This window comes from Pseudoclavibacter sp. JAI123, assembly GCF_013409665.1.
Classification (GTDB): domain Bacteria; phylum Actinomycetota; class Actinomycetes; order Actinomycetales; family Microbacteriaceae; genus Pseudoclavibacter.
The window spans coordinates 383,837-408,298 of the sequence record NZ_JACCCM010000003.1 but is presented as its reverse complement, the minus strand read 5'-3'; the positions used below and the strand labels follow the sequence as shown (position 1 = coordinate 408,298).

At 69.1% G+C, this 24,462-nt stretch carries 20 protein-coding genes and 1 tRNA gene; 10 read left to right on the top strand and 11 right to left on the bottom strand.

The genetic code is table 11. The features are described from left to right. The first annotated feature begins 55 nt into the window (after window positions 1-55). The 3 genes from HDC34_RS17035 to HDC34_RS17025 all read left to right on the top strand — a co-directional run bounded on the left by HDC34_RS17035 (window position 56) and on the right by HDC34_RS17025 (window position 4,037). Complete coding sequence (locus HDC34_RS17035) at window positions 56-1,123, top strand: YihY/virulence factor BrkB family protein (RefSeq protein ID WP_104312844.1); 1,068 nt, start codon at window positions 56-58, stop codon at window positions 1,121-1,123. Between the two features lie 134 nt (window positions 1,124-1,257). Continuing rightward, window positions 1,258-2,796 (top strand): class I adenylate-forming enzyme family protein, encoded by a 1,539-nt coding sequence (locus tag HDC34_RS17030; protein ID WP_179557902.1) that lies wholly within the window; start codon window positions 1,258-1,260, stop codon window positions 2,794-2,796. Next, entirely contained in the window at window positions 2,793-4,037 is a 1,245-nt protein-coding gene (locus tag HDC34_RS17025) for a beta-ketoacyl synthase (RefSeq protein ID WP_179557901.1), read from the top strand. The genes HDC34_RS17030 and HDC34_RS17025 overlap by 4 nt, the downstream gene beginning before the upstream one ends. A gap of 290 nt (window positions 4,038-4,327) precedes the next feature. On the opposite strand, the gene HDC34_RS17020 is transcribed toward HDC34_RS17025, so the two are convergent. The 4 genes from HDC34_RS17020 to ptsP form a co-directional block, all read right to left on the bottom strand. Next, on the bottom strand, window positions 4,328-5,143 hold the full coding sequence (locus HDC34_RS17020) for a MetQ/NlpA family ABC transporter substrate-binding protein (RefSeq protein ID WP_179557900.1): 816 nt from the start codon (window positions 5,141-5,143) through the stop codon (window positions 4,328-4,330). Window positions 5,144-5,198: 55 nt separating this feature from the next. Then, window positions 5,199-5,858 carry a methionine ABC transporter permease gene (locus tag HDC34_RS17015; protein ID WP_258068302.1) on the bottom strand — a complete coding sequence of 220 codons (660 nt, stop codon included), beginning with the start codon at window positions 5,856-5,858 and terminating at the stop codon, window positions 5,199-5,201. 20 nt (window positions 5,859-5,878) lie between these two features. Next, window positions 5,879-6,619 carry an ATP-binding cassette domain-containing protein gene (locus HDC34_RS17010; RefSeq protein WP_179557899.1) on the bottom strand — a complete coding sequence of 247 codons (741 nt, stop codon included), beginning with the start codon at window positions 6,617-6,619 and terminating at the stop codon, window positions 5,879-5,881. A gap of 162 nt (window positions 6,620-6,781) precedes the next feature. Next, the gene (gene ptsP / locus HDC34_RS17005; RefSeq protein ID WP_179557898.1) at window positions 6,782-8,473 is read right to left on the bottom strand and encodes a phosphoenolpyruvate--protein phosphotransferase; all 1,692 of its coding nucleotides are present in this window, start codon (window positions 8,471-8,473) and stop codon (window positions 6,782-6,784) included. 154 nt (window positions 8,474-8,627) lie between these two features. On the opposite strand from ptsP, the gene HDC34_RS17000 reads away from it, so the two are divergent. From HDC34_RS17000 to HDC34_RS16970, 7 genes are all read left to right on the top strand, one after another. Further along, entirely contained in the window at window positions 8,628-9,716 is a 1,089-nt protein-coding gene (locus HDC34_RS17000; protein ID WP_104312850.1) for a YihY/virulence factor BrkB family protein, read from the top strand. A gap of 62 nt (window positions 9,717-9,778) precedes the next feature. After that, window positions 9,779-10,627, top strand: coding sequence for an exodeoxyribonuclease III (locus tag HDC34_RS16995; protein WP_104312851.1), 849 nt, complete (start codon window positions 9,779-9,781; stop codon window positions 10,625-10,627). A gap of 49 nt (window positions 10,628-10,676) precedes the next feature. Continuing rightward, window positions 10,677-11,684: a tryptophan--tRNA ligase gene (gene trpS, locus HDC34_RS16990; protein ID WP_179557896.1), complete on the top strand. Its 1,008-nt coding sequence runs from the start codon at window positions 10,677-10,679 to the stop codon at window positions 11,682-11,684. A 92-nt stretch (window positions 11,685-11,776) separates the two neighbouring features. Beyond that, a complete protein-coding gene (locus HDC34_RS16985) occupies window positions 11,777-12,514 on the top strand; it encodes a polyprenol monophosphomannose synthase (RefSeq protein ID WP_104252191.1) in 738 nt (245 codons plus the stop codon). Between the two features lie 15 nt (window positions 12,515-12,529). After that, on the top strand, window positions 12,530-13,162 hold the full coding sequence (gene ribA / locus HDC34_RS16980) for a GTP cyclohydrolase II (protein ID WP_179557895.1): 633 nt from the start codon (window positions 12,530-12,532) through the stop codon (window positions 13,160-13,162). 238 nt (window positions 13,163-13,400) lie between these two features. Next, a complete protein-coding gene (locus HDC34_RS16975; RefSeq protein ID WP_104312855.1) occupies window positions 13,401-14,813 on the top strand; it encodes an MFS transporter in 1,413 nt (470 codons plus the stop codon). A 202-nt stretch (window positions 14,814-15,015) separates the two neighbouring features. Continuing rightward, window positions 15,016-17,022: an ABC transporter ATP-binding protein gene (locus HDC34_RS16970; protein ID WP_179557894.1), complete on the top strand. Its 2,007-nt coding sequence runs from the start codon at window positions 15,016-15,018 to the stop codon at window positions 17,020-17,022. 489 nt (window positions 17,023-17,511) lie between these two features. Here HDC34_RS16970 and HDC34_RS16965 read toward each other — a convergent pair whose 3' ends face one another. The 7 genes from HDC34_RS16965 to HDC34_RS16935 form a co-directional block, all read right to left on the bottom strand. Then, window positions 17,512-18,078: an isochorismatase family protein gene (locus tag HDC34_RS16965; protein ID WP_104312857.1), complete on the bottom strand. Its 567-nt coding sequence runs from the start codon at window positions 18,076-18,078 to the stop codon at window positions 17,512-17,514. Window positions 18,079-18,141: 63 nt separating this feature from the next. After that, complete coding sequence (dacB, locus tag HDC34_RS16960) at window positions 18,142-19,554, bottom strand: D-alanyl-D-alanine carboxypeptidase/D-alanyl-D-alanine-endopeptidase (protein WP_179557893.1); 1,413 nt, start codon at window positions 19,552-19,554, stop codon at window positions 18,142-18,144. 143 nt (window positions 19,555-19,697) lie between these two features. Further along, window positions 19,698-20,480, bottom strand: coding sequence for a dihydrofolate reductase family protein (locus HDC34_RS16955; protein ID WP_179557892.1), 783 nt, complete (start codon window positions 20,478-20,480; stop codon window positions 19,698-19,700). 62 nt (window positions 20,481-20,542) lie between these two features. Continuing rightward, the gene (gene folP / locus HDC34_RS16950) at window positions 20,543-21,469 is read right to left on the bottom strand and encodes a dihydropteroate synthase (RefSeq protein WP_179557891.1); all 927 of its coding nucleotides are present in this window, start codon (window positions 21,467-21,469) and stop codon (window positions 20,543-20,545) included. 71 nt (window positions 21,470-21,540) lie between these two features. Continuing rightward, window positions 21,541-21,616 (bottom strand) — tRNA-Thr (locus HDC34_RS16945). A gap of 87 nt (window positions 21,617-21,703) precedes the next feature. After that, window positions 21,704-23,296 carry an alpha/beta hydrolase gene (locus HDC34_RS16940; RefSeq protein ID WP_179557890.1) on the bottom strand — a complete coding sequence of 531 codons (1,593 nt, stop codon included), beginning with the start codon at window positions 23,294-23,296 and terminating at the stop codon, window positions 21,704-21,706. Further along, window positions 23,293-24,462: a DNA polymerase III subunit delta' gene (locus tag HDC34_RS16935; protein ID WP_179557889.1), complete on the bottom strand. Its 1,170-nt coding sequence runs from the start codon at window positions 24,460-24,462 to the stop codon at window positions 23,293-23,295. Before HDC34_RS16935 ends, HDC34_RS16940 begins: the two co-directional genes overlap by 4 nt.

Genomic DNA, 24,462 nt, shown 5'->3' with positions numbered 1-24,462 from the left:
GCTCCCGAGCGCGCGCCCTCCACCCTCGACCCACCGCCCCACCTAGCCTGCTCCTATGACCACACCCGGCTCACCCCACGAGACCAGCGTCGTCAAGGCGCAGACGGCCCCGGATGCGCGGGACCCTCGCAAGCCGGAGGGACTCAAACCGGTTCTCGGCCCAGCCTGGCGGTACATCCTGACGCGCGCCATCCGCGAGTTCCTCCGCGACAAGAGCACGGTGCTCGCCGCCGCGCTCACGTTCTACATGCTGCTGGGGGTCTTCCCCGCGCTGTTGGCGCTCATGTCGGTCATCGGCCTCTTCGGGCTGACGGAGGAGGCGGTGTCGTTCATCGATGAGATGTCGACCTACCTGACCGATCCGACCTTCGCGGAGACGCTGCGGAACACGGTCGAGCAGCTCGGCGAGTCCAGCGGCGCGGGCACTGCGTTCGTGGTCGGTCTGCTCGGTGCCCTCTGGTCGGCGTCCGGGTACGTGAACTGCTTCTCGCACGCCATGAACACGGTCTACGAGATCGACGAGGGTCGCCCGTTCTGGAAGCTCCGCCCGATCATGATGATCTGGACGATCGTCCTCCTCGTGCTCATGCTGCTGATCTTCGGGATCCTGGCGCTGTCCGGCCCCGTAGCCGCGGCGGTCGGCGGCCTCATCGGCCTCGGCGACGCATCGCTCGCGGTCTGGAGCTTCGCCCGCTGGCCCATCGTCCTCGCTGTCGTGATCGTGATGATCGCGGTGCTCTTCTACGGAACGCCCAACGTGAGGCTGCCGAAGTTCAAGTGGATGACGCTCGGCGCGTTCATCGCCCTCTTCGTGACGGTCGTCGCAAGCGGCGGGTTCTTCTTCTACGTCGCGAACTTCAGCAGCTACGAGCGGCTGTACGGCGGCGTCGCCGGAGTCATCATCGCGCTGCTCTGGCTGTGGATCGTCAACCTCGCTCTGCTCTTCGGCGCGCAGTGCGACGCTGAGATCGAGCGGGTGCGGGAGCTGCGCGGGGGCATCGAGGCTGAGCAGAGCATCCAGCTGCCGCCGCGCGACACGAAGGCGAGCGCGAAGAGGCTCGAGCAGATCGACAGGGACATCGCGAAGGGTCGCGAGCTGCGAAACGGTGTCGGGCTCGACTGAGCGTCTCCGCGCCGGGATGCCCACCCCGGGGTGACGCGGTGCGCGCGCGGCGGAGGGAACCCGCTGGGAGACGCCCGACACGGCACCCCGCGCACGCCTCAGCCGCACAGAGGTCCGCGACCTAGAATCGTGTGGTGCCCATCACTCGCACGCTCATCGACACCGCGGCCCGCTGGCCGAGCCGCACTGCGCTTGCCGGCGACGGCGAGCGCCTCAGCTACGGCGAGCTGTCCCGCTCCTGCGCCCAGGTCCGGGCAGGCGTCGAGACGCTGCTCGGCTCGTCGGAGCCCATCGCGAGCGGCGCATCCGCCGCCGAGACCGCCGGCGTGCCGATCGTCGCGCTCTCCCTGTCGCGCGCCTTCGACGCCGCGCGCCTTCTGACGGGAGTCATCAGCTTCCGCGCCGTCGCCGCCGTGCTCGACCCGCTCTGGCCACTCGAGCACCGACTCGAGATCCTGCGCCGCGTCGAACCGGCGCTCGTCATCACCGACGACCCGGAGTTCGCCGAGCAGCTGGACGCCGCAGCCTGGGGTGCGACGGTGACGTCGCTGGCGTCGTTCGACCTGGCCGCCGCGGAAGCGCTCGCCAGACGAGGCGATGCGGCACCTGGCCCCGAGGTCAGGCCGCGTGACGAGCCCTTCCTGCTGCTCTTCACATCGGGCACCACCGACCTCCCCAAGGGGTTCCTGCGCACGCGCGGCAGCTGGGACCACAACGTCGGCATCAGCCGACAGTACCTCGGCACCGCCGACGGCCGCTCGACGATCGCGCCCGGCCCACTCTCCTACAGCCTCACGCTGTACGCGCTCGTCGAGGTGCTCGGGACGGGTGGTTCGCTCCACCTGCAGAGCGGATTCGATGCGCGAGCGGCTTCGCGCACCATCGCGGAGGAGCGCATCGAGCGTTTCGTCGGTGTACCCGCCATGCTGCTCGCCCTCCTCCAAGCAGCACGCCGGAGCGAGCAGTCGCTCGCTTCGCTCGTCGAGGTCATCACGGGCGGAGCCAACCAGCCGGAGCACATCCGCAGCGGCTTCGAGGAGGCCGTCCCGACCGCCCACCTGCGCAGCTACTACGGAGCCTCGGAGATCGGGTTCATCGGGTACAGCGACGAGGGCGACGGCACGAACCTCGCCCCCTTCGCTGGCGTCGAGGTGAGCGTCCGCGATGAAGCCGGGGGCGAGGTGCCGGCTGGCGAGACCGGCACGCTGCATATCCGCGTGGGGTCAGCCGTCGAGCGATACCTCGCGGCGACAAGCGCAGACCGCATCACGGACGCCGAGGGGTGGGCGAGCGTCAACGACCTCGCGTCGTTCGAGGACGGGCGCATCCAGCTGCTCGGCCGCGCCGGTGACGTGGCCGTCTCCGGCGGGCACAAGGTGTCGCTCCCCCAGGTCGAGCGCGCGCTAGCCTCGCTGCCCGGCTGCGAGCAGTGCTGCGCCGTCCCGCTGCCGGACGACACCCTCGGATCGCTCGTGGCGGTGGTGATCGAGGGTGATCCGGATGCGCTCCCCGCCAAGGCGCAGATGCTCGGCCACCTGAGGGCACGGCTCGCGCCCCAGTTCGTGCCGCACCGCCTGTACCGCGTGCAGCTCCTGCCGCGCACCGCCGGCGGGAAGATCCGCCGCGCGGCGGCTCTCGAGCTCGTCACCTCCGGTGAGGCGGACCGCCTGTGAGGCGCGCGGTCGTCACCGCCGTCGGCGCGGTCACCCCGAACGGGCTCGACGCCGCCAGCACCTGGGCGTCGCTGCTCGCGGGGCGCAGCGGCATCCGACGGATCGAGAGCATCGACGTCGCCGACCTCACCGTGCGCGTCGCGGGCGAGGTCCACGGCTTCATCGCAGCCGACCACCTCCCCAAGCGGGATGTCGCCCGCCTCGATCGGCACGCGCACTACGCTGTGGCCGCCGCCGACGAAGCCATGCGCTCGACGGGCATCACGCCAGGCTCGCTGCCGTTCGACTCGACCAGGTTCGCTGTGACCATCGCGACCGGCTCCGGTCCCGTCTCGCTCACTCAGGACGCCGCGCGCATCCTCGACAGCTCCGGGCCTCGCCGCGTGCCACCAGGCGTCGTCGTGTACGGCGGCCCGGACGCAGCCGCCGCCTACCTCAGCGAGCGCTACGGCGCGCGCGGCGCCACCGCCGGGCTCTCCGCGACCTGCGCGAGCGGCACCGTCGCCCTCGGAGAGGCCATGCGCACCATCAGGCACGGGTACGCCGACGCCGTGCTCGTCGTCGCGGCCGACGACTGCCTGAACCGCGTCAATCTCGCTGTCAACGCAACCCTCGGCGCCCTCGCGATCGGGCACGAGGATGCGCCGCACACCGCGAGCCGACCCTTCGACCGCGCGCGCCACGGGTTCGTCATGTCAGCGGGTGCTGCAGCGCTGCTCGTCGAATCGGAGGAGAGCGCGATCGCGCGGGGCGCCGAGATCCTCGGCGAGGTCGCCGGCTACGGTGCCACGTCAGACGCATACCACCCGACGGCGCCCCGCCCGGACGGCAGCGGCGCCCTCGCGGCGATGCGCGCGGCTCTGGACGACGCAAGCCTCGACGCGAGCGGGCTCGACCACGTCAACGCGCACGGCACGAGCACGCCGCTCAACGACGCCATGGAGACGTCCGCGCTGCGCGAGCTCCTCGGCTCACGTCTTGGCGAGGTTCCCGTGACCGCGAACAAGTCCGCCACGGGCCACCTGCTCGGCGCCGCGGGGGCCCTCGAGGCGGTCATCTCGCTGCTCACGATGCGCGACTCCGTGATCCCGCCGACCCTCAACCTCGATGACCCGGAGTTCCCGGACCTGGACGTCGTCGCGCACGAGGCCCGCCCAGCGCGCATCCGCACCGTGCTGTCGAACTCGTTCGGCTTCGGCGGGCACAACGCGTCACTGCTGCTGCGCGAGTTCAGCGCCTGACCGCCGCGCCAAGCCCACGGCTCAACTCCCCGCCGACCGCGACGCCCGCCCGCACGCCCTCTCGTCCGCCCGCCCGCTCGCCCGCTCGCCCTCTCGCCCGCTCGCCCGCTCGCCCGCTCGCCCTCTCGCCCTCTCGCCCGCTCGCCCGCTCGCCCGCTCGCCCTCGAACGCTGCCAGCCGACTGGCGCGAATGACGCCCCGAGAAGGGCACATCGACTGGCGGTGATCGCCTCAGCGAAGGCCGTCTGGGACATTCGCCTGGCAGCGATCCGCGGCGGTGAACCTGCTCGCTAGAAGGCCGGCGGCACGTCCAGCGACTCGAGCGTCTCCCGAACCTTGTCGCTCGTGAACGCCTTCTCGAGTGCGGTGATCTCCGGAGTGCCGAGCTTGTCCTCGCGCGTCACGAGCGTCACCGCGAACTGCTCATCCTGCTCGACCGCGAGGCCATTGTCGACCGGCGTCAGCCCGAGCTGTCGCGCGAACGACGGCAGGTTGAAGACCGCGTCTGCCTCCTCGTAGGCCGTGTTGAGCTGCAGCAGATCAACCTGCGTGATGGCCAGCTCGCGCGGGTTCTCGGTGATGTCCGCCACCTTGGCCGTGAATCGTTCGACCCCCTCATCGAGGGTGATGATGCCGCCATCGGCAAGCAGCTGCAGCGCGCGTCCCGCGTTCGCGCTGTCGTTGGGGATCACGACGCTGCCACCCTGCGGCAGCTCGTCGAGCGAGCCCAACGTCTTGGAGTAGAACGCGACGACCGTCGAGTAGATCGGCGTGACGCCGGCAAGCGACGCGTCGTTCTTGGTGTTGAACTCCTCCATGAACGGCACGAACTGCACGAAGTTCGCGTCGATCTCACCGTTCTCGACGAGCACGTTCGGCTGCACGTAGTCGGAGACGGGAACGAGTTCGATCTCGTAGCCGTCCTCGATGGCCTCGGCCGCCGCTTCGACGACATCCGTCATGGGGGTCACGGTGGCGGCGACCTTGATGGTGACGACATCGCCACCGCCGCTCGCCCCATCGACGGCCGGCGCGCATCCCGCGGTGAGGAGGGCGAGGGATCCGACGGCGAGCGCCGCCCCGATCGTGCGGAGTCGAAGTGTCATGGCTGGTGGTTCCTTTTCGGTGCGTTCGCGGGGTGGATGCAGGGGAGGGATGCGCTCAGCGGCGGTCGAGCGCCACCGAGAGCCGGTGGCCACCGGTCTGCAGCAGCTGAACGCACACGATGACGATCACGATCGTCGTGTACATGAGCGGGTAGTCGTACTCCTGGTAGCCGTAGCGCAGAGCGAAGTCGCCGAGGCCGCCGCCGCCGACGACGCCGAGCACCGTCGAGTACGAGAGCAGGCTGATCGCTGCGGAGGTGAGCGCGTAGACGAGCCCGCTGCGCGCTTCGACGAAGAGGAACCGGGTGACGATCTGCCCGGTGTCGGCCCCCATCGACCTTGCCGCGTGCAGGACGCCGGACGGCACCTCGAGCAGGATCTGCTCGACGAGCCGCGCGTAGATCGCGACACCGACGAAGCACAACGGGAACGTGGCCGCCTGCGTACCGAACGTCGTGCCGAACACGAGGCGCGTGAGTGGGATGAGGAAGACGACGAAGAGCAGGAACGGGAACGAGCGCACGACGGTCACGTAGAGGTTCGCTGCCCGCCAGATGACGCGGTTCTCGCGCACTCCGCCGGGGCGCGTCAGGAAGATGACCACGCCGAGCGGCAGCCCGAGCACGATCGCGGCGGCCAGGGAGAAGACGAGCATGTACCCCGTCTCGCCGAGCGCCTGCCAGATGGCGTCCGCGTTGGCTGTGAGAGAGGTCACGATGCTGTCGACGAGCTCCATCACGATCCGAGCACCCGCTTGGCGTGCTCGACGTACGAGCCGCGGTCGTCCCGAGCGCTGTGCTCGACCGCCACGATCCCCTGCAAGTGGCCCCTGTCGAGGATCGCGGCCCGGTCGCAGATCGCTTTCACCGCGGCGAGCTCGTGCGTGACGAGCGCGATGGTCGTACCGAAGTCGTCCCTGGTCGAGGCGAGCAGTCGCAGGATGTCGCTTGTCGTGCGCTCGTCGAGCGCGGAGGTGGGTTCATCGCAGAGCAGCAGCGGGGGTCTCGTCACGAGGGCGCGCGCGATGGCGACGCGCTGCTTCTGTCCGCCTGAGAGCTGCGCCGGGTAATCCCCGCCACGGTCGCCGAGCCCCACGTAGTCGAGCAGCTCGTCGACGAAGGCCGGATCGCGGCGATGCTGCAGCCGAAGCGGAAGCTCCACATTCTGCCGAGCCGTGCGATTCGCGAGCAGGTTGAAGCTCTGGAAGACCATGCCGATGCGGCGGCGCAGAGCCCGACGCTCTCGTTCGCGCATCGCAGACGGGTCGGCGCCCTCGATGAGCACCCGGCCCTCGCTTGGCGTCTCGTCGGCGTCGAGCAGCCGCAGCAGTGTCGACTTTCCCGCGCCCGACTCTCCCACGATGCCGATGATCTCGCCGCGGCGGATCTCGAGGTCGATGCTGTCGAGCGCTGGCTCACCCGCTCCGTATCGCACCGTGACGCGTTCGAGAGCAGCCACGGGGCCGGGGTCTGACATGCACACTCCATCGTTTCTGGATTCTGTACAACTATACGCGCTAGACGCCCGCATTGACGGCCGAGCGCAGAGCGAAGCGGGGTGCATCCGGAAGACTCCGGATGCACCCCGCTCGGGATCTGCGCGGCCGCGCGGCGACGCGCTCGGCCTCGGATCGAGTGGCTAGACCTCGACGACCGGCACGGCCGTCGTGATGACGCCGCGCGTCGCGAGCGCGTCGACGACGCGGCCCTTCGCGCCCTCTGCCGACTTCGCGAAGATCGCGAGGTGCGCGATCTCCTTCGCCTGCTCGAGCGTGACGCGCTTGAGTGCCGCGCGGACCTCGACGAACGCGGGCGGCGCCATCGAGAGGGAGCGAACGCCGAGCCCGACGAGCACGATCGCGAGGTTCGGGTCGGCCGCGGCCTCCCCGCACACGCCGACATTCTTCTGGTGGTGCTCGCCAGCGTCACCGATGCGCTCGATGAGTCGCAGCACGGCCGGGTGCCACGGGTCCTGGAACGCCGCGACGCTGCCCAGCAGGCGGTCCGCGGCCAGCGTGTACTGCGTCAGGTCGTTGGTGCCGACGGAGACGAAGTCGCTGGTCTCGAGGATCTGCTCGGCGAGGAGCGCTGCCGAGGGAACCTCGATCATGCTTCCCGCGGTCATGAGGCCGTACTCGCGGGCGAGCGACGTGAAGTGCTCGCTCTCGTGCGCGTCGGAGACCATCGGGGCCATGACCCAGACCTTCGCCTCGGTCGCGGCCTGCGCGTTGGCGAGCGCCTGGAGCTGGTCGCGGAGGATTTGCTCCTTCTTCATGAGCACGCGGATGCCGCGGAGCCCGAGAGCCGGGTTCGGCTCGTCGGCCTCGGTGAGGAACGCGAGGGGCTTGTCCGCCCCGGCGTCGAGGACGCGCACGACGACCTTCTTGCCCGGGAAGTGGGCAAGTGCGGCCGTGTAGTCGGCCGTCTGCTTCTCGACCGTCGGGGCGGTGTCGCTGTCGAGGAAGAGGAACTCGGTGCGGAAGAGGCCGACGCCCTCTGCGCCGAGTGCAGCTGCACGCTCCGCGTCGGCCGGCTTGCCGATGTTGGCGAGGATCTGCACGGGAGTGCCGTCTGCGAGCTCGCCGGGCTCGACTGGGGCCGCCTTCATCGCCGCGACGCGGTCGATCTCGGCCTGCGCCTCAGCGATGCGCTCCGCGCTGGGCTCGGTGATGACCTGCCCCTTGGCGGCGTCGACGACGATCGTCATGCCGTCGAGCAGGCTGTCGGCTTCCTTGACGGCGACGACGGCGGGGAGGCCCTTCTCGGCGGCGAGGATGCCCGTGTGCGCCTTCGGGCTGCCGTCGCGCGTGACGAGTGCGAGCACCTTCGACAGGTCGAGCTTCGCCGTGTCGGCCGGCGCGAGGTCGTGCGCGACGAGGATGAACGGGGTGTCGCTCGAGGGGACCTCGGGGGCGGGGACGCCGCGGAGCAGCGCGATGACGCGCTGCGAGACGTCGCCGAGGTCGGTGGCGCGCTCAGCGAGGTAGCCACCGAGGCTCTTCAGCATCTCGGCGAAGGAGGAGAAGGACTCGAAGACAGCGCGCTCGGCGGTCTTGCCGGCTTCGGTGGCCGACTTGATGCTGTCTGCAAGCGACGGGTCCGCAGCCATCATGGCCTGCGACTCGAGCACGTTCTTCGCGGCGCCGTCGACCGTCGCCGCGCGAGCGGTGAGGGCCTCGCCGGTTTCACGGAGTGCCGCGATCGCTCGCTCGTACTCGGTCGCGGCGTCGCCAGTGGCGCGCTCGTCGGCCGGCTCGGGGAGCGGATCAGGCATGCGCAGGACTTCACCGAAAGCGACGCCGGTCCCGACGCCAAACCCCGTGTATTTCATAGCAACTCCTTCGTGCTGGTAACTCAGACAGCGTATCGGCACAGCAACGTAGGCTTCGACCGTGATCGAGCAAAACTCAGGCAAGAGTTCGCGCAGTTCCACGTTCGCGCCGCCGTTTCCGAAGTTCCCCCCGGAGGCGCCGTTCGGCGAGCGCATGAAAGCACTGATCGCCTGGGCTCAAGCTACTCGCCCTGCCCGAGTCTTCGCTCATTTCGGGGCAAGAAGCGCCTCGGTACTCGCCGGCGGCATGGCGTATTCCGCTATCTTCTCCATCTTCGCGGGTATCTGGCTCCTCTTCTCTGTCGCGGGCATCTTCCTCGCGACCAGTCCGGAGCTGCGCGACGGGCTCATCGGAGTGCTCAATTCCTCGCTTCCGGGCCTGATCGGGGAAGACGGCGCCATCGACCCGAGCCTGCTCGAGAACACCGGCGCATTCGGCTGGGCGAGCGCCATCGCGCTGGTCGGTACCCTCGGCACCGCGCTCGGCTGGCTCGCGCAGGCGCGCACGGGCATCCGCACGATCTTCGACGTCCCCGTCGCCACGAAGCGCAACTTCGTCGTGCAGAAGCTCGTCGACCTGGGCTTCCTTCTCGCGTTCGCGATCGCCCTCGCCATCTCGGCGGCGCTCACCGTGCTCTCCTCCACGTTCCTGTCGTCGCTGCTCGAGACCGTTGGCATCGACGAGTCGAGCGGCTTCGCCCTGGTCGTCATCCGCATCGTCACGGTGCTGATCCTGCTCGCGTTCGACACCGTCGTTCTCGCCGGCATCCTGCGCATCCTCGCAGGCCTGCGCATCCCGACCCGTTCCCTGTTCTTCGCCGCATTCCTCGGGGCGATCATCATCGGCATCCTGAAGCAGATCTCGACAGCGCTCATCGGCGGCGCGACGAGCAACCCGCTTGTCGCCTCCTTCGCCGTCCTCCTGGGCCTCATGATCTTCCTCAACCTGCTCTGCACGGTGCTGCTGCTCACCGCCTCGTGGGTCAAGGTGACGATGGATGACATCGGAGCGTCTCCGAGGCTCCTCACCGCGAAGGAAGCCAGGGAGGAGTCGACCGACACCATCCTGCGCGCCGAGCGTCAGAAGATCGCGACCGAGGTCATCGAGGCGAGGGAGCGCCTCAACTCGGCGCCACGCTTCTTCCGCTGGAAGGCGATGGCCGAGTACCGCTCCCTGCTGCGCGAGCAGCGTCGCGTCGAGGCCGAGGCCCAGCGTCGCCGCTTCGAGGGCGGACGGGTCTAGCGTCGGTTGGAGCGAGGGCGCCCCGGGGCCCCGTGTCGGTGGTCGCGTCTAGACTCGAGCCCATGCCAAAGACCATTCGCATCGCGTCAGTGAACGTCAACGGAGTCCGTGCCGCCTACAAGAAGGGCATGGGCGAGTGGCTCGCTGAGCGCGACGTCGACATCCTCGCGCTGCAGGAGGTGCGTGCACCCACCGAGGAGCTGCACAAGCTCATCGACACGGCCGACTGGGAGCTGCACGACCACCTGGCCACCGCGAAGGGGCGAGCAGGTGTCGCGATCGCGTCGCGCATCCCGATCCGCGAGGTCCGCACCGACCTCGGGGCGGAAGACTTCGACTCGGCCGGCCGCTGGCTCGAGGCCGACTTCGACATCGACGGCACTCCGCTGACCGTCGTGAGCTGCTACGTGAACTCGGGTGAGGCAGACACGCCGAAGCAGGACGAGAAGTGGAAGTTCCTCGACGCCATGAGCGCGAGACTCCCCGAGCTGCAGGCGCACAGCGCGCACTCGCTCGTCGTCGGCGACCTCAATGTCGGGCACACGAAGCTCGACATCAAGAACTGGAAGGGCAACGTGAAGCGCGCAGGCTTCCTGCCGCGCGAGCGCGCCTACTTCGACCGCATCTTCGGGGAGAGCGGTGCCAGCGTCGAGGGTGCGGACGGCTCCACCGGCACCGGGCTCGGCTTCGTGGATGTGGGCCGCCGCCTCTCCGGCGAGGTCGAGGGCCCGTACACCTGGTGGTCGCAGCGCGGCCAGGCCTTCGACAACGACACGGGCTGGCGCATCGACTACCACGTCGCCACCCCTGACCTCGCGCAGCGGGCCGCCAGCTACGCCGTCGACCGTGCGGCGAGCTACGACACTCGCTGGTCGGACCACGCGCCTGTCGTCGTCGACTACACGTTCTGAAGCACCTTCCCACTCGCGTCACCAACCGCACGACCCCGAGGAACAACAGATGACCAAGCCCGTGCTCTTCTCCGGCATGCAGCCCTCAGCCGACTCGCTCCACCTCGGTAACTTCGTGGGCGCGCTCAGCAACTGGGTGCCCATGCAGGAGGACTACACGGCCATCTACTGCGTCGTCGACCAGCACGCCATCACGGTGCCGTTCGAGCCGGCGTCTCTGCTCGAGCGCACCCGGGTGACGGCGGCGCAGTACATCGCGGCCGGGATCGACCCCGAGCGCTCGATCCTCTTCGTGCAGTCGGCCGTTCCCGCGCACGCGCAGCTGCAGTGGGTGCTCTCCACGATCACCGGCTTCGGCGAGGCCAGCCGCATGACGCAGTTCAAGGACAAGTCGCAGCGCTACGGCACAGACACGACCACCGTCGGCCTCTTCACCTACCCCGTCCTCATGGCTGCCGACATCCTGCTCTACCAGGCCGCCTCCGTGCCGGTCGGTGAAGACCAGCGCCAGCACATCGAGCTGACGCGCAACCTCGCCGAGCGCTTCAACTCTCGTTTCGGAGAGACCTTCGTCGTGCCGGAACCGCACATCATGAAGGAAACCGCGAAGGTCTACGACCTGCAGAACCCGACCGCGAAGATGTCCAAGTCGGCCGAGTCCGACGCCGGACTCCTGCGGCTCCTCGACGACGAGAAGGTCACCCGCAAGAAGATCATGCGCGCCGTGACCGACGCCGACGGCGAGATCCGCTTCGACCGCGAGGCCAAGCCCGGCGTCTCCAACCTCCTCACGATCGCCTCCGTCCTCTCCGGATCGACGATCGACGACGTCGCCGCCCAATACGCGGGTGGTGGGTACGGCGACCTGAAGAAGGGCCTCGCGGCGCTGGTCGAGTCGACCTTCGCGCCCATCCGCGAGCGCACCGTCGAGCTCCTCGCCGACCCGGCCGAGCTCGACCGCATCCTCGCCCGAGGCGCTGAGCGCGCCAACGAACTCGCGCTCAGCACGCTCGATCAGGTCTACGAGCGGGTCGGGTTCCCGAAGCCGATCCGCTGAGTCTCCGCACCGCCAGGTCGTTGCATCAGGGCGCTCTGCACAGCTCACGAGATCGCATCATTTCCGGCTCCTCCCCGCGCTAGGATGACGCAATGCCCGAAACGCTCGTCATCATCCCCACCTACAACGAACGCGAGAACGTCCGCTCCATCGTGGACCGCGTTCTTGGTGCCGACTCGCGCATCCATGTGCTGGTCGTCGACGACAACAGCCCGGACGGCACCGGCGAGATGGCCGACGAGATGGCCGCGGCGGATGAACGCGTCAGCGTGCTGCATCGCGCAGGCAAGCTCGGGCTGGGCACCGCCTACCTCGAGGGCTTCGCCATCGCAGCGGAGCGCGGGTACACCTACGTGTTCGAGTTCGACGCCGACGGATCGCACCCGCCGGAGCGGCTGCCCGAGATGATCGACGCCCTCGACGCCGGCGCTGGCCTCGTCATCGGCACCAGGTGGATGCCGGGCGGACGCACCGAGAACTGGCCACTGCAGCGCCAGATCCTCTCCCGGGGAGCGTCGATCTACGCGCGCGTGCTGCTGCAGAGCAAGATCCGCGACATCACGGCCGGCTACCGCGGCTACCGCGTCGCCCTCCTCCAGGGCTTCGACCTCACCCGCATCAAGAGCGCGGGCTACTGCTTCCAGATCGAGATGGCCTGGCTCTTCGAACGATCCGGCATCCGCGTGAGCGAGGTGCCGATCACGTTCGTCGAACGCCAGGAAGGCGCCTCCAAGATGTCGAGCGACATCATCGTCGAGGCAGTCTGGCGCGTCTTCGCGTGGGGCCTCGGCTACCGACTCGGCGCATTCTCGCGTCTAGCCGCTCGGTAGAACGAAAGCGACCCCATGAGCGATTCCCCAGCGTCCATCACCTTCGAGGCGGAGACCTCGATCCCCACCAGGCACGGCGTGCTGCGCTTCCGCGCCTACACCGATGACGCCAACGGCCAGCTGCACCTCGCGATCATCTCCGGCGAGCCGGAGAACGGCGCCATCGTCCGAGTGCATTCCGAGTGCCTCACCGGGGAGGCCTTCGGCTCGCTGAAGTGCGAGTGCGGGCCACAGCTCGACGCATCCCTCGAGGCCATCGGCAGAGACGGTGGCATCGTGCTGTACCTGCGCGGCCACGAGGGTCGAGGCATCGGCCTCCTCAACAAGCTCCGCGCCTACGCCCTCCAGGAGCAGGGGCTCGACACCGTGGATGCGAACCTCGCGCTGGGCCTGCCCGCCGACAGTCGCGCCTACACGGCCGCCGCGCAGATGCTCGACGACCTCGAGATCTCCCGCATCCGCCTGCTCACGAACAACCCAGCGAAGGCTGAGGCGCTCGAGGCCCACGGCATCACCGTCGAGGAGCGCGTGCCCCTCGAGGTCGGCCGCGAGGATGCGAATCTGGCGTACCTCACGACCAAGGTCCAGCGCATGGGGCACATCATGAGCGAGCTCCCACAGCTTCCGGGCGACGACGACGCGAGCTGACCTGCGCCACGCCGTCGCGGCCAGGCCGCCGCGCGCTGGGTAGAGGGCCAGCGAACGCGACGAATGCGGTGTAACCTCTTCTCGGCCGGAAGCCACAAGCATCCGGTCGAACTCGCGTCAGCAGACCTGCAATCAACCGGGCCGGGCGCGTTCCATCCACCGCTGCTCTGAGTTCCTGCACCGCGCAACCCGCACCGAAACCGCGTCTCACCAGCGAGCCAGCTGTCTCAGGAGCAACGTGTCATCCCCCAGCAAGACCACGCCAGGTGCATCGGCCGAGGAGTTCGAGGTCAAGAACTCCCGCGGGAAGGTCCTCACCGCGAGCCTCGTCGGAACTTCCATCGAGTTCTACGACTTCTACATCTACGCGACCGCGGCGAGCCTCGTCTTCCCCGCTCTCTTCTTCCCGAACGACAACGAGACGACGGCGCTGCTCGCCTCGTTCGCCGTCTTCGGTGTCGCGTTCATCGCGCGCCCCATCGGCTCCATCCTCTTCGGCCACTTCGGTGACCGCATCGGCCGCAAGGGCACCCTCGTGGCGACGCTCCTCACCATGGGTATCGCGACCTTCGCGATCGGCCTCCTCCCAACGGCGCTCACGCCGGGCTGGGAGATCCTCGCGCCGACGCTGCTCGTCATCATGCGCTTCTGCCAGGGCCTCGGGCTCGGCGGCGAGTGGAGTGGCGCCGCCCTCCTCGCCACCGAGAACGCACCGGCGGGCAAGCGCGCCATCTACGGTACGTTCCCGCAGCTCGGCGCCCCGATCGGCTTCATCCTCGGCAACCTGCTCTTCGTGCTGCTCTCGCACTTCATGAGCGACGAGACGTTCTTCGCGTGGGGCTGGCGCGTGCCGTTCCTCCTCAGCGCGATCCTCGTCATCGTGGGCCTCTGGGTGCGCATCAGCCTCATGGAGACGCCCGCGTTCGAGAAGGTCGTTCAGGCCGGCGAGGTCTCCAAGGTCCCGCTCTTCGCCGCGTTCAAGAGCAGCTGGCGCCAGATCATCCTCGGCACGTTCATCATGCTCGCCACCTACGTGCTCTTCTACATGATGACGGCGTTCACGCTGTCGTTCGGCACCAAGGCAACGCGCGAGCAGGCTGCCGCGAAGGCGGCCGAAGCCGGGGAGCCCTTCGACCCGAGCACGTGGGTGCCGGGGCTCGGGTACCAGCGCGAGACGTTCCTCATCATGCTCATCGTGTCCGTCGTGTTCTTCGGCATCTTCACGCTCGTCTCCGGCCCGTTGGCCGAGAAGTACGGGCGCCGCAAGATGCTGCTCTGGACAACCGGCGCGATTTTCGTCTTCGGCTTCGCGATGACGCCGCTCATCGGCCTGCACGAGTTCTTCGGCCCGCAGGCGATGCTCATCATCGGCATGACCCTCATGGGCCTCACCTTCGGCCCCATGAGCGCTGTCCTCCCCGAGCTGTTCCCCGCCAACGTGCGCTACACGGGCAGCGCGATCGCCTACAACCTGTCGAGCGTGTTCGGTGCCGGCTTCGCGCCCACCGTCTTCATCGCCCTCTGGGCGTTCGGCGACGGTAGTCCCTTCTGGGTCGGCGTGTACCTCGCCGGTGCGGCCGTGCTGACGTTCGGTGCGCTCCTGCTCTCCAAGGAGACCCGCGACATCGCCTACGTGACCAACACGAAGTAGCTCTCGCACCTCGCCGACGGGGCCGCGCATCCATTGCGGATGCACGGCCCCGTCCTCGTCGCTCGCCCGCCCTCGGCCAGGCGAGCCGTTCCAGGTCGCGCCGGGTACCCTTGGCGGGTGCGCGCACACGACTGCGCGCCATCGGCGTGCGCGCACTTCAGCGCGCTGCGGGCGAAAGGCCAGGAGTTTGGGCGACAAGCCAGTGAGTTCAGCATCGGTCGGCGGCGAGGACACGACGCAGAAGAAGCGGGGTGGCTTCCTCGGGCGTCCGCCTCGCGACGCATCCGGTGCGCCGAGGGCCACGTTCAAGCAGCTCCTCCCCCACCTGCTCGTGAACAAGCCGCTCCTCGCCGGCATCATCGCGATCAGCATCTTCAGCTCGGCGTTGAGCCTCGCGCAGCCGCTGCTCGTCAACGTGCTCATCGGGCAGGTCGAGGTCGGCACGATCGCCGCCTGGGTCGTCTGGGTGCTTGTCGGCGCTGTTGTCCTCGGCGCGATCGCGAACGGCGTCCAGCACTTCCTCCTGCAGCGCACTGGCGAGTCGATCGTCCTCAACACCCGCCGTCGTCTCGTCGCGAAGCTGCTGCGACTGCCCGTCGCGGAGTTCGACGCCCGCCGAACGGGTGACCTCGTGTCGCGCGTCGGCAGCGACACCACCATGCTGCGGGCTGTCCTCACGCAGGGTCTCGTCGAGGCCATCGGCGGTGCGCTCACCTTCATCGGTGCCGTCATCGCCATGATCGTGCTCGACGGCGTGCTCTTCCTCATCACCTTCGCCGTCGTCGTCGTCGCGCTCCTGCTCGTCGTCGGCATGTCGATGCGCATCCGCGAGGCCAGCGCCGCAGCACAGCAGAAGGTCGGCGACCTGACCGCATCCGTCGAGCGGGCCATCTCTTCCGTCCGCACCGTGCGGGCGTTCGGGGCGACCGAGCGCGAGGAGCGCCTCGTCGACGCCGACGCCGTCGGGGCGTACCAGCGCGGCCTCGACGTGGCCCGCATCTCGGCGTTCATCGTGCCCGTCGCGGGCTTCGCCATGCAGGGCGCGCTCATCGCGGTGCTCGGCGTCGGCGGGCTCCGCGTCGCCGCCGGCGACCTCAGCATCGCCAACCTCATCGCCTTCATCATGTTCCTGTTCATGATGATCATGCCCCTCGGCCTGTTCTTCGGTGCCCTCACGGCCGTCAATACAGCGCTCGGCGCCCTGGGCCGCATCGAGGAGATCATCGCCATTCCTGAAGAGGGGTCAGACGACCGAACCGAGGCCCCGCTTGTTGTCCTCGAAGGGCCGGCGAACGAGCACGGGGCTCCGGATGCGCCCGCCGTCGAGTTCGACGCGGTCTCCTTCCACTACCCAGAGGACGTCGTGCGCGCCCGCGCCGCCCGCGAGCGTGCCGCCGCGAGACTCGAGACGATCCGCCGCGAGTCCTCACGCGGCGGCATGGCAGCGGCCATGACGGGCGCCGCATCCGATCCCGACGCCCGGCTCTTCGCCGAGGACGGCGCGCAGGCACGAGTCGAGGCGCCCCTCGTGCTCGACGGCGTCAGCTTCGCGCTGCGTCGCGGTGAGCGTCTCGCCCTCGTCGGCCCCTCAGGCTCCGGCAAGTCCACAGCCCTCGCACTGCTGGAGCGCTTCTACGACCCGACGGGCGGAAACATCCGCCTCGGCGGCGTCGATCTGAGGTCCATCGACCGGCAGCAGCTGCGCGCGCAGCTCGGCTACGTGCAGCAGGATGCGCCGGTCCTCGCCGGCTCCCTGCGAGAGAACCTGCTCCTCGGGCGGCCGGACGCCGACGACGTCGCCTGCGAGCAGGTGCTGCGCGAGGTGAACCTCGGCGACGTGCTCGACCGCAGCGACGACCGCCTCGACACCCAGGTCGGCGAATCAGGCGTCATGCTCTCCGGGGGCGAGCGGCAGCGCCTCGCCATCGCGCGCGCGCTGCTCTCAGCCCCGCCCATCCTGCTGCTCGACGAGTCGACATCCGCCCTCGATGGGGCCAACGAGCGACTCATGCGCGACGCGCTCGACAAGGTGTCCGAAGGACGAAGCGTCATCGTCATCGCCCACCGCCTCTCGACCGTCGTCGACAGCGACGAGATCGTCGTCCTCGAGCACGGCCAGGTGCTCGGCCGCGGCAAGCACCTCGAGCTCGTCGACACCGTGCCGCTCTACCGCGAGCTCGCGCAGCACCAGCTGCTGCTCCCCCGCTGACTCCGCGGCGGCCCGCGCCTTCGCCCCCTCGGCCACGCCCACGCCCACGGTTCCGGGATGGGACGGGATGGAAAAGTCGCTCCGTGCCGGGAAACTTTCCAGCACGAAGCGACTTTCCATCCCGAATCCCTGAGGTCGAGACCCGATCAGAGCGCCCGGGGCGGCGGCGCACGGGGCGCGAGCGACGCTCGGCATGCCAGTGTCGGGATGGGTTGCGCGCTTCGGGATGGGGTACAAGCCATCCCGAAGCGTGCAAGCCATCCCGAAATCAGGTGTCTGTCCACGCCGCGGACGCAGACGCAGACGCGGACGCGGACGCGGACGCGGACGCGGACGCGATCCGACGCGATCCGTTCCGATCCGACCGCCATACGCCGTCTCGGGATGGGATAGTGACGTCGCTCGGGGAAACTCTCCAACACGAAGCGACTTTTCCATCCCGAGAACCCGGAGGTCGGGACCCGGTCAGTGCGACGAAGGGCCGGGCCGCTACTCGACGGTGATGCCGGCGGCGCGGAGCTCTTCGAGGGCAGCCGCACGCGTCTGGGGGCTGACGGCGGAGGTGAGTCCGTCGATGACGCGCACCGCGAACCCGGCCCGTTGGCCGTCGAGCGCGGATGCGCGCACGCAGTGGTCGGTCGCGATGCCGACGACGTCGAGCTCGTCGACGCCGCGTGCGCGCAGCGCGTCGGCTAACGTCTCGCCGTCAGCCGTTGCACCGTCGAACGCGGAGTAGGAGGGCGTTCCCTGGCCCTTGAAGATGTGCAGGTCGACGAGCTTCGTGTCGAGGGCGGGGTGGTAGTCGGCACCTGCTGTCCCCGCGACGCAGTGCTCCGGCCAGCTGTCGACGAAGTCGGGCTGCGCGTGGAAGTGCCCGCCGTTGTCGCTGTCCGCGTCGTGCCAGTCTCGGGACGCGGCGACGACGTCGTACTGCTCGCGGCTGCTGGCGAGGTGCTCGGTGATGCCGGCGGCGACGGCCGCACCGCCGTCGGTCTCGAGGGCGCCGCCCTCGGTGAAGTCGTTCTGGACGTCGACGATCAGCAGTGCACGGCTCATGTCACCAGTCTGCCGCAGGCCACCTGGATGGGCCAGGCGCACGTGGACCGCGCACGGCGTGCGTCACCAGTTGGCGAGGGACGCTCCGCACGAGTAGGTGCGCGCGGCGATGGTGTCGAGGGCGTCGCGGTTCGCGGGCGTGACGGCGCCGACGACGAAGAACGCGAACGTGAGCCTGCTGCCGTCCGCGGCGGTCAGGTAGCCGGCCAGGCCGTAGACCTCGTTGATCCAGCCGGTCTTCGCGGTGATCGCCCCCGGGGGCACTCCGAGCGGCGTGAGGCGCGACTGCAGGGTGCCCGTCTGGCCTGATGCGGGGAGGTCGTCGAGCAGCTGGGAGGCGGCGATGTCGGGCTGAGAGATGGTCTGGAGGAGCTCTGCGACCAGCTCGGGCGGCACCCGGTTGTCAGCGGAGAGGCCGGATCCGTCAGCGAGCACGAGTCCGCTCGTGTCGAGGCCCAGCGTCGTGAGCGCCTGGCTCGTCGAGTCCTGGATTGCGTCGAAGTCCGTTCCGATGCCCTGTTCGATCGCCACGAGGCGCGCGAGCATCTCGGCGACGTTGTTGTCGCTGTCGATGAGCGCGTAGTGCACGAGTTCGGAGACGGGTTGCGACCAGACTTCGGCGAGGAGCTTGGCGCCGTCCGGCGCAGACCCGCTCGCTCCCGTGGTCGCGGCACCGAGCCTCGTGGCGAACGCGGCGGCCGCGGCCCCGCTCGGGTCCTCTGTGCGGGGCGAGACGAGGCTCGCCGGGTCCTGGCGTCCGCCGTCGACCATGAGCGCGGAGATGGGGCTGATGTAGCCGTCCGTGCGGTCGGCCTGGGACCAGGAAGGCTGCCATTCGGCGCCGCTGAAGGCGGATTCGTCGACGAGGACCTGGGTGGGCGCCGTGCCGGACAGGCTCGGGTCGTTCGCCCATGCCGTCCGGGTCTGCGCTGCGAGGTCCGCGAGGGTGCCGGTCGCTCCGGAGTAGTAGCTGCCGGCGCCGCTGTCGGTGGAGGCGAGCGTCACGTCTCCCCCGCCGACGATGACGACCGTTCCGGGCTCGCTGCCGGCGTAGACGCGGGTCGGGATGCGGAAGTCGGGGCCGAGCACCTCGATCGCGGCAGTCGTCGTGAGGAGCTTCATGACGGAGGCCGTCGGGACCGCATCCGTCGCCTTCCGCTCGTAGACCGTCTCGCCGCTCTGGGTGTCGACGACGACACCGTGGAAGTCGAGGGCCCCAGCGGCACTGGCGACGTCTTCGATTGAGCACGTGCGCACGGGCTCTGCCGCGGCGGCCTCGACGGGGGTCTCCCGGACGGCACCGAGCGTCTTCGGGGCGAGCTCCTGGGCCTCGCCCGCGAAGGCAGGGGCCGCGACGGCGAAGCCGCCTCCTCCCGCGGCGAACCCTGCGCCGAGCGCGAGGACGCCCGCGAGGGTGAAGCCGATCAGGCGGCCAGCACCTGGGCGCCGCGTGCGCGCGCTGCCTGAGCCGGCCATGTCACCTCCGAATGGAACCTGGGCGCCCCGCGTCTCGTGACGCCGCGCCAAGGTGCCAGTCTAGCCAGCGCTCGAGTGCGTGCCGTCTGACGTCGGGCATGCGACCCAGGCCATCGGTCGCACAGTGCGATCTCGAGATCGGGTCAGCTGAGCCCGGCCGAGCGCCGGTAGTGGAGCAGCAGCGTGTGATCGCATTCGAGGACCCCGGCGAGGGCGAGCGGATGCTGCGCGAGCGTCTCCGAGTGCGCGATGCGCCCTTCCTGGCCGCCCACGAGCGCGGGCGACACGGTGAGGCAGAGCTCGTCGAACGCGCCCTGGGCGTTGATCTCGCCGAAGAGCGTTGGCCCGCCCTCGCAGAGCACCTCGCTGTGGCCGAGCTCGCGCAGCATGGCGCGCAACTCGGTGACGTCGAGGGTTCCGGGGCGGTCGGGATGCTCTGGCACGGTCAGCACGGTCGCAACCTCTCGGAAGGGCGCGAGCCGTTCCGGGTCGGAGACCGGAGTCACGACGATCGGCGGAACGGGTGCGTCGGCGAACATCTCATGCTTGGGGTCGAGGGCGAGCCGACTCGAGACGATGCCGAGCGTCGGGTGCGCGGGCCGTCCCCGCGCCTCCCGCCACGCGACGGAGGCCTCGGAGACGCGAAGGCCGACGTAGCCCTCGTCTCTGAGCGTGCCTGCCCCGACGAGCACGAGGTCGGCGAGGCGGCGCAGCAGCTCGAAGACCCGGTGGTCGGCTGCCGTGCCGAGGCTCCCCGACCGGCCGTCACCGCCCATGGCGGCACCGTCGACGCTCGCGATGAAGTTCAAGCGGAACGCGCCGTTCGCGGGGTAGGCGTAGTGGGCGAGCAGCTGCTCGTCGTCGAGCCACCCGTGCTCGCCTTCTGGGCCGAGCAACGAGCGGATCGCCGCTGATGGAGCGTTCATGGTGAGAGCATGCCACGGCGACGTGCGCGGCAGTGGTGAGTTGGATGCGAGCGGGGTGGGCGCTACAGGTTGTGGCGCGTGTACGCGGGCGCGCGCAGTCCGAGGATCGCTTCGGTCATCCTCGTCGCGTCCACCGCTTCTGGGACGTTGTGCATGCGGACGATGCGAGCGCCGAGCAGGATGCACGCGACGGCGGATGCAAGCGAGCCCGAGACGCGGTCCCGCTTCTCCCGATCAAGGGTCTCCCCGATGAAGTCCTTGTTGGAGACGGCGGCGAGCACGGGGAAGCCGATCGATGAGATCTCGTCGAAGCGCCTGGTCAGCTCGAGCGTGTGCAGGGTGTTCTTGTTGAGGTCATGCCCCGGGTCGATGATGAGCTGCTCTTCCCCGACGCCGAGTTCGATGGCACGTTCGGCGCGTGCTGCCAGGAACGCCCGCACCTCGCCGACGACGTCGTCGTAGTGCGGGCGCGCGAGCTCCGCCCTCGGCGCTGCGACGCTGTGCGTGATGACGAGCTGCACGCCGGAGCCCGCCACGACTCTCGCGAGGTTCTCGTCCCGGAGGCCGCTTGTGTCGTTGATGATGCCCGCGCCCGCCTCGATGCAGGCCTCCGCTACGCGCGCACGGTACGTTTCTGCGGAGATCGGCACGCCGGTGCGCTCTCGGACAGCACGGATCACCGGCACGACGCGGGCGATCTCATCCGCTTCCGAGAGCTCCTCACCTGGCGCGAACGGCTGCCCGCCGATGTCGACGATGTCGGCACCTGCGCGTTCGGCGGCGAGCACCGCGTCCACGGCGCTCTGGAGACCGAACGTCGCCCCGTCGTCGTAGAACGAGTCTGGAGTGCGATTCACGATCGCCATGACCGCGACCCGGCGCGAGAAGTCGAACGGCTCCACAGTTCCCAGCTGGTGCACGGGGCTCCGCAGCGGCGGGAACGCGAGAGGCGGGTGCTGATCGGGGTCGTGGTGCCTGCGCTCGAGCATCTGCTCAGCGTACGGGAGGCGGGGCGCCCGAGAAGACAAGAGCCCCTCCGCACCGAAGTGCGGAGGGGCGATGGGGCCGCCTGCGAGAATCGAACTCGCGACCTATTCATTACGAGTGAATCGCTCTGCCGACTGAGCTAAGGCGGCCTGCCTGCAGCTCAACTCCCTGGGGTGCTGAACTCGACACCAAAGCATAACGCACACTTTGCTCAAGTGCACATCGGGGTGTCGCGGTCAGCAGACCAGCCCCTCGGCGGGCACGGTGCCGTCGATGAAGTAGGCGTCGACGGCACCGGTGACGCAGCTGTCGCCCTGCGTGTAGGCGAGGTGTCCCTCGCCCTCGAAGGTGAGCAGCGTGGCCGATTCGAGCTGCTCGGTCACGGCCTCCGCCCACGCGTACGGCGTGGCCGGGTCGCCGGTCGTGCCGATGACGAGGACCGGGTCGGCTCCCGCACCGGTGACGGGTGCGAGCTCGTTGGTGGACGGGAACGCCCACTGCTGGCAGGTCGTGTCTCCGAGCGCTTCGGGTCCTGGAATGCCGATCGGGGTCGACTCTGCGATCTGCCGGTTGAAGTCGGCGATCTTGGCGGGGTCGGTCTCGACCGGGTAGTCGAGGCAGTTGATGGCGGTGAAGGCCTCGAACATGTTGTCGGCGTAGGTGCCGTCTGGCCCGCGACCGTAGTAAAAGTCGCTGAGCGCGAAGAACCCTGCAGGGTCGCCCGCTGTCTCATAGGTGGCGAACGCGTCGCTCAGGTACGGCCAGCTCTGGTTGTTGTAGAGCGCCGAGCTGATGGCCGTGTCGATGACGCCGCTCGTGAGCTTCCGGCCGTCTGCGTTCACGGGGAGGGTGTCATCGGCCTCGGCCATGAGGGTGTTGATCTTCGCTATCGCCTCGTCCACTGTGCCGGTGAATGGGCAGCTCGTCGTGGTCAGGCAGTCTTCGAGGTAGGTGCGGGTGGCTTCACCGAAGGCGCCCTGCTGGGCGAGCACCACCTGGAACGTCGACAGGGTCGGGTCCGTGGCGCCGTCGAGCACGACGCGGCCGACCGTCTCCGGGAACATGTCGATGTACTGGGCGCCGATGTCGGTGCCGTACGAGAACCCGAAGTAGTTGACCTTCGGGTCGCCGACGAGCGCGCGCAGCAGGTCGAGGTCCTGCACGGTGCTCTTCGTGTCGACGAACTCGAGGAGCGGTCCCGTGTTCTCGAGGCAGTCGTCGGCGAACTCCTTCGAGTTCGCGGTGACCTCCGCGATGATCTGCTCATCGCTCGCGGTGTCCGGATCGAGATCTTCGTTGACGCCATAGAACCACTCGTCCATGCCGGCATCGTCACGGCACTCGACCGCGCTCGACTCACCGACACCGCGCGGGTCCCAGCCCACGATGTCGAAATCCTCCATGAGCTCCGGCGTGAAGACGAACTGGGCGCTGTCGCGCACGAACGAGACTCCGGATGCTCCGGGACCGCCAGGGTTGGTGAAGATCGTCCCGATCGGGTTGCCGCTCGATGCGGGTACCTTCACCATGGCGAGCTCGATCTGCTCCGAGGTCCCGTCTGCCCAGTCCATCGGAGCTTCCGCGGTTGCGCACTCGAGACCGCCGCCGCACGCGTCCCAGCCGAGGTCCTGCTCGTAGAACGTCTGGATGCTGGGGTCGAGGCCGGTCGGGATGACGTCGACGTCCTCCGTCTGCATGCCGCCCCCGGAGCCTCCGCCGGCGAGCGTCGTCACGAGCGTGCATCCGCTGAGCAGGAAGACGACTGCACCGGTCAGGAGCGAGGCGCCGATGCTGCGCGTCGCCGCGCGACGGGTGGTCGGTCTGGTCATGATGCTCCCTGCTGCGATGGCGTCCAGCTGATCAAGAATGCCTCGAGGACGAGCGCCACAGGAACGTTTGCGGCGAGTCGTGCTCTGGCTTTGCTCGCCGCGTCGATGCTCGTGAGCACGTCGTCGGAGCTGCGCGAGCTCGTTGCAGATTCCAGTTCGTGCCGCCGGTGCTCGTTGACGAGCTCGACAGGGAGTGCCAGCTGCAGCATGAGCAGGTCTCGCAGCAGGGAGACCGAGTCGGTCAGGATGCGATCGATTGCATCGACCTGACCGCGCTTCGCTCTGCGCTTCTGATGCTCTTCGAGTTCACGGATCTGTCCGCGCAGCTGCCTCGGCACTGCCTGGCCCGGCGTGAGGCCGAGAGACCGGAATGCGGCTGCCCGCTCCTTGTCGTCGCGGTCTGCCGCGTTGGCGGTGGCGTCCTCGTCGGCGATCGCGACGAGCTGTGCGGCCTTCCGGACGGCGTCGCCGGTCGTGCGGATGTCGAGCAGGCCGTCGAGGGACGCGTCACGGCGACCCCACGCGTCTTCGCTCGTGGCGAGTCGTTTGGCCATGCCGACGTGGCTCTGCGCCTCGCGGGCGGCTCGCAGGGCGACTTCCGGCTCGATGCCGTCGCGACGCACGAGCAGCCCGGCGACGTCTCGAACCTCCGGCACCCGAAGCCGCACGCTGCGCACGCGTGAGCGGATGGTCGGCAGCAGGTCGGCCTCGCTCGGCGCGCAGAGCACCCACACGGTCGACTCCGGTGGCTCTTCGATGGCCTTGAGCAGCGTGTTCGAGGTGCGTGCGACCATGCGGTCGGCGTCTTCGACGAGGATGACCCGGTAGCGCCCGGTCATCGGCGACATGGATGCGCGCTCCACGAGTTCGCGTGCCGTCTTGATGTCGAGCTGCACGGTCTCCGTGACGACGGCCGTGAGGTCGGGGTGCGAGCGGGCGCGCACCTGAACGCAGGACGGGCACACGCCGCATCCGTCGTTCGGGCACAGCAGTGCCGCCGCGAAGGCGTAGCCCATGTTGCTTCGACCCGAACCGGGCGGGCCGGTGATGAGCCACGAGTTCGTCATGCCGCTCGTGTCCACTGCACCGCGTTTGGAGGCCTTCGCCGCGTTCGAGAACAGGGCGATCGCGTCGTCCTGACCGGAGAGGTCGTCCCAGACGGTCAT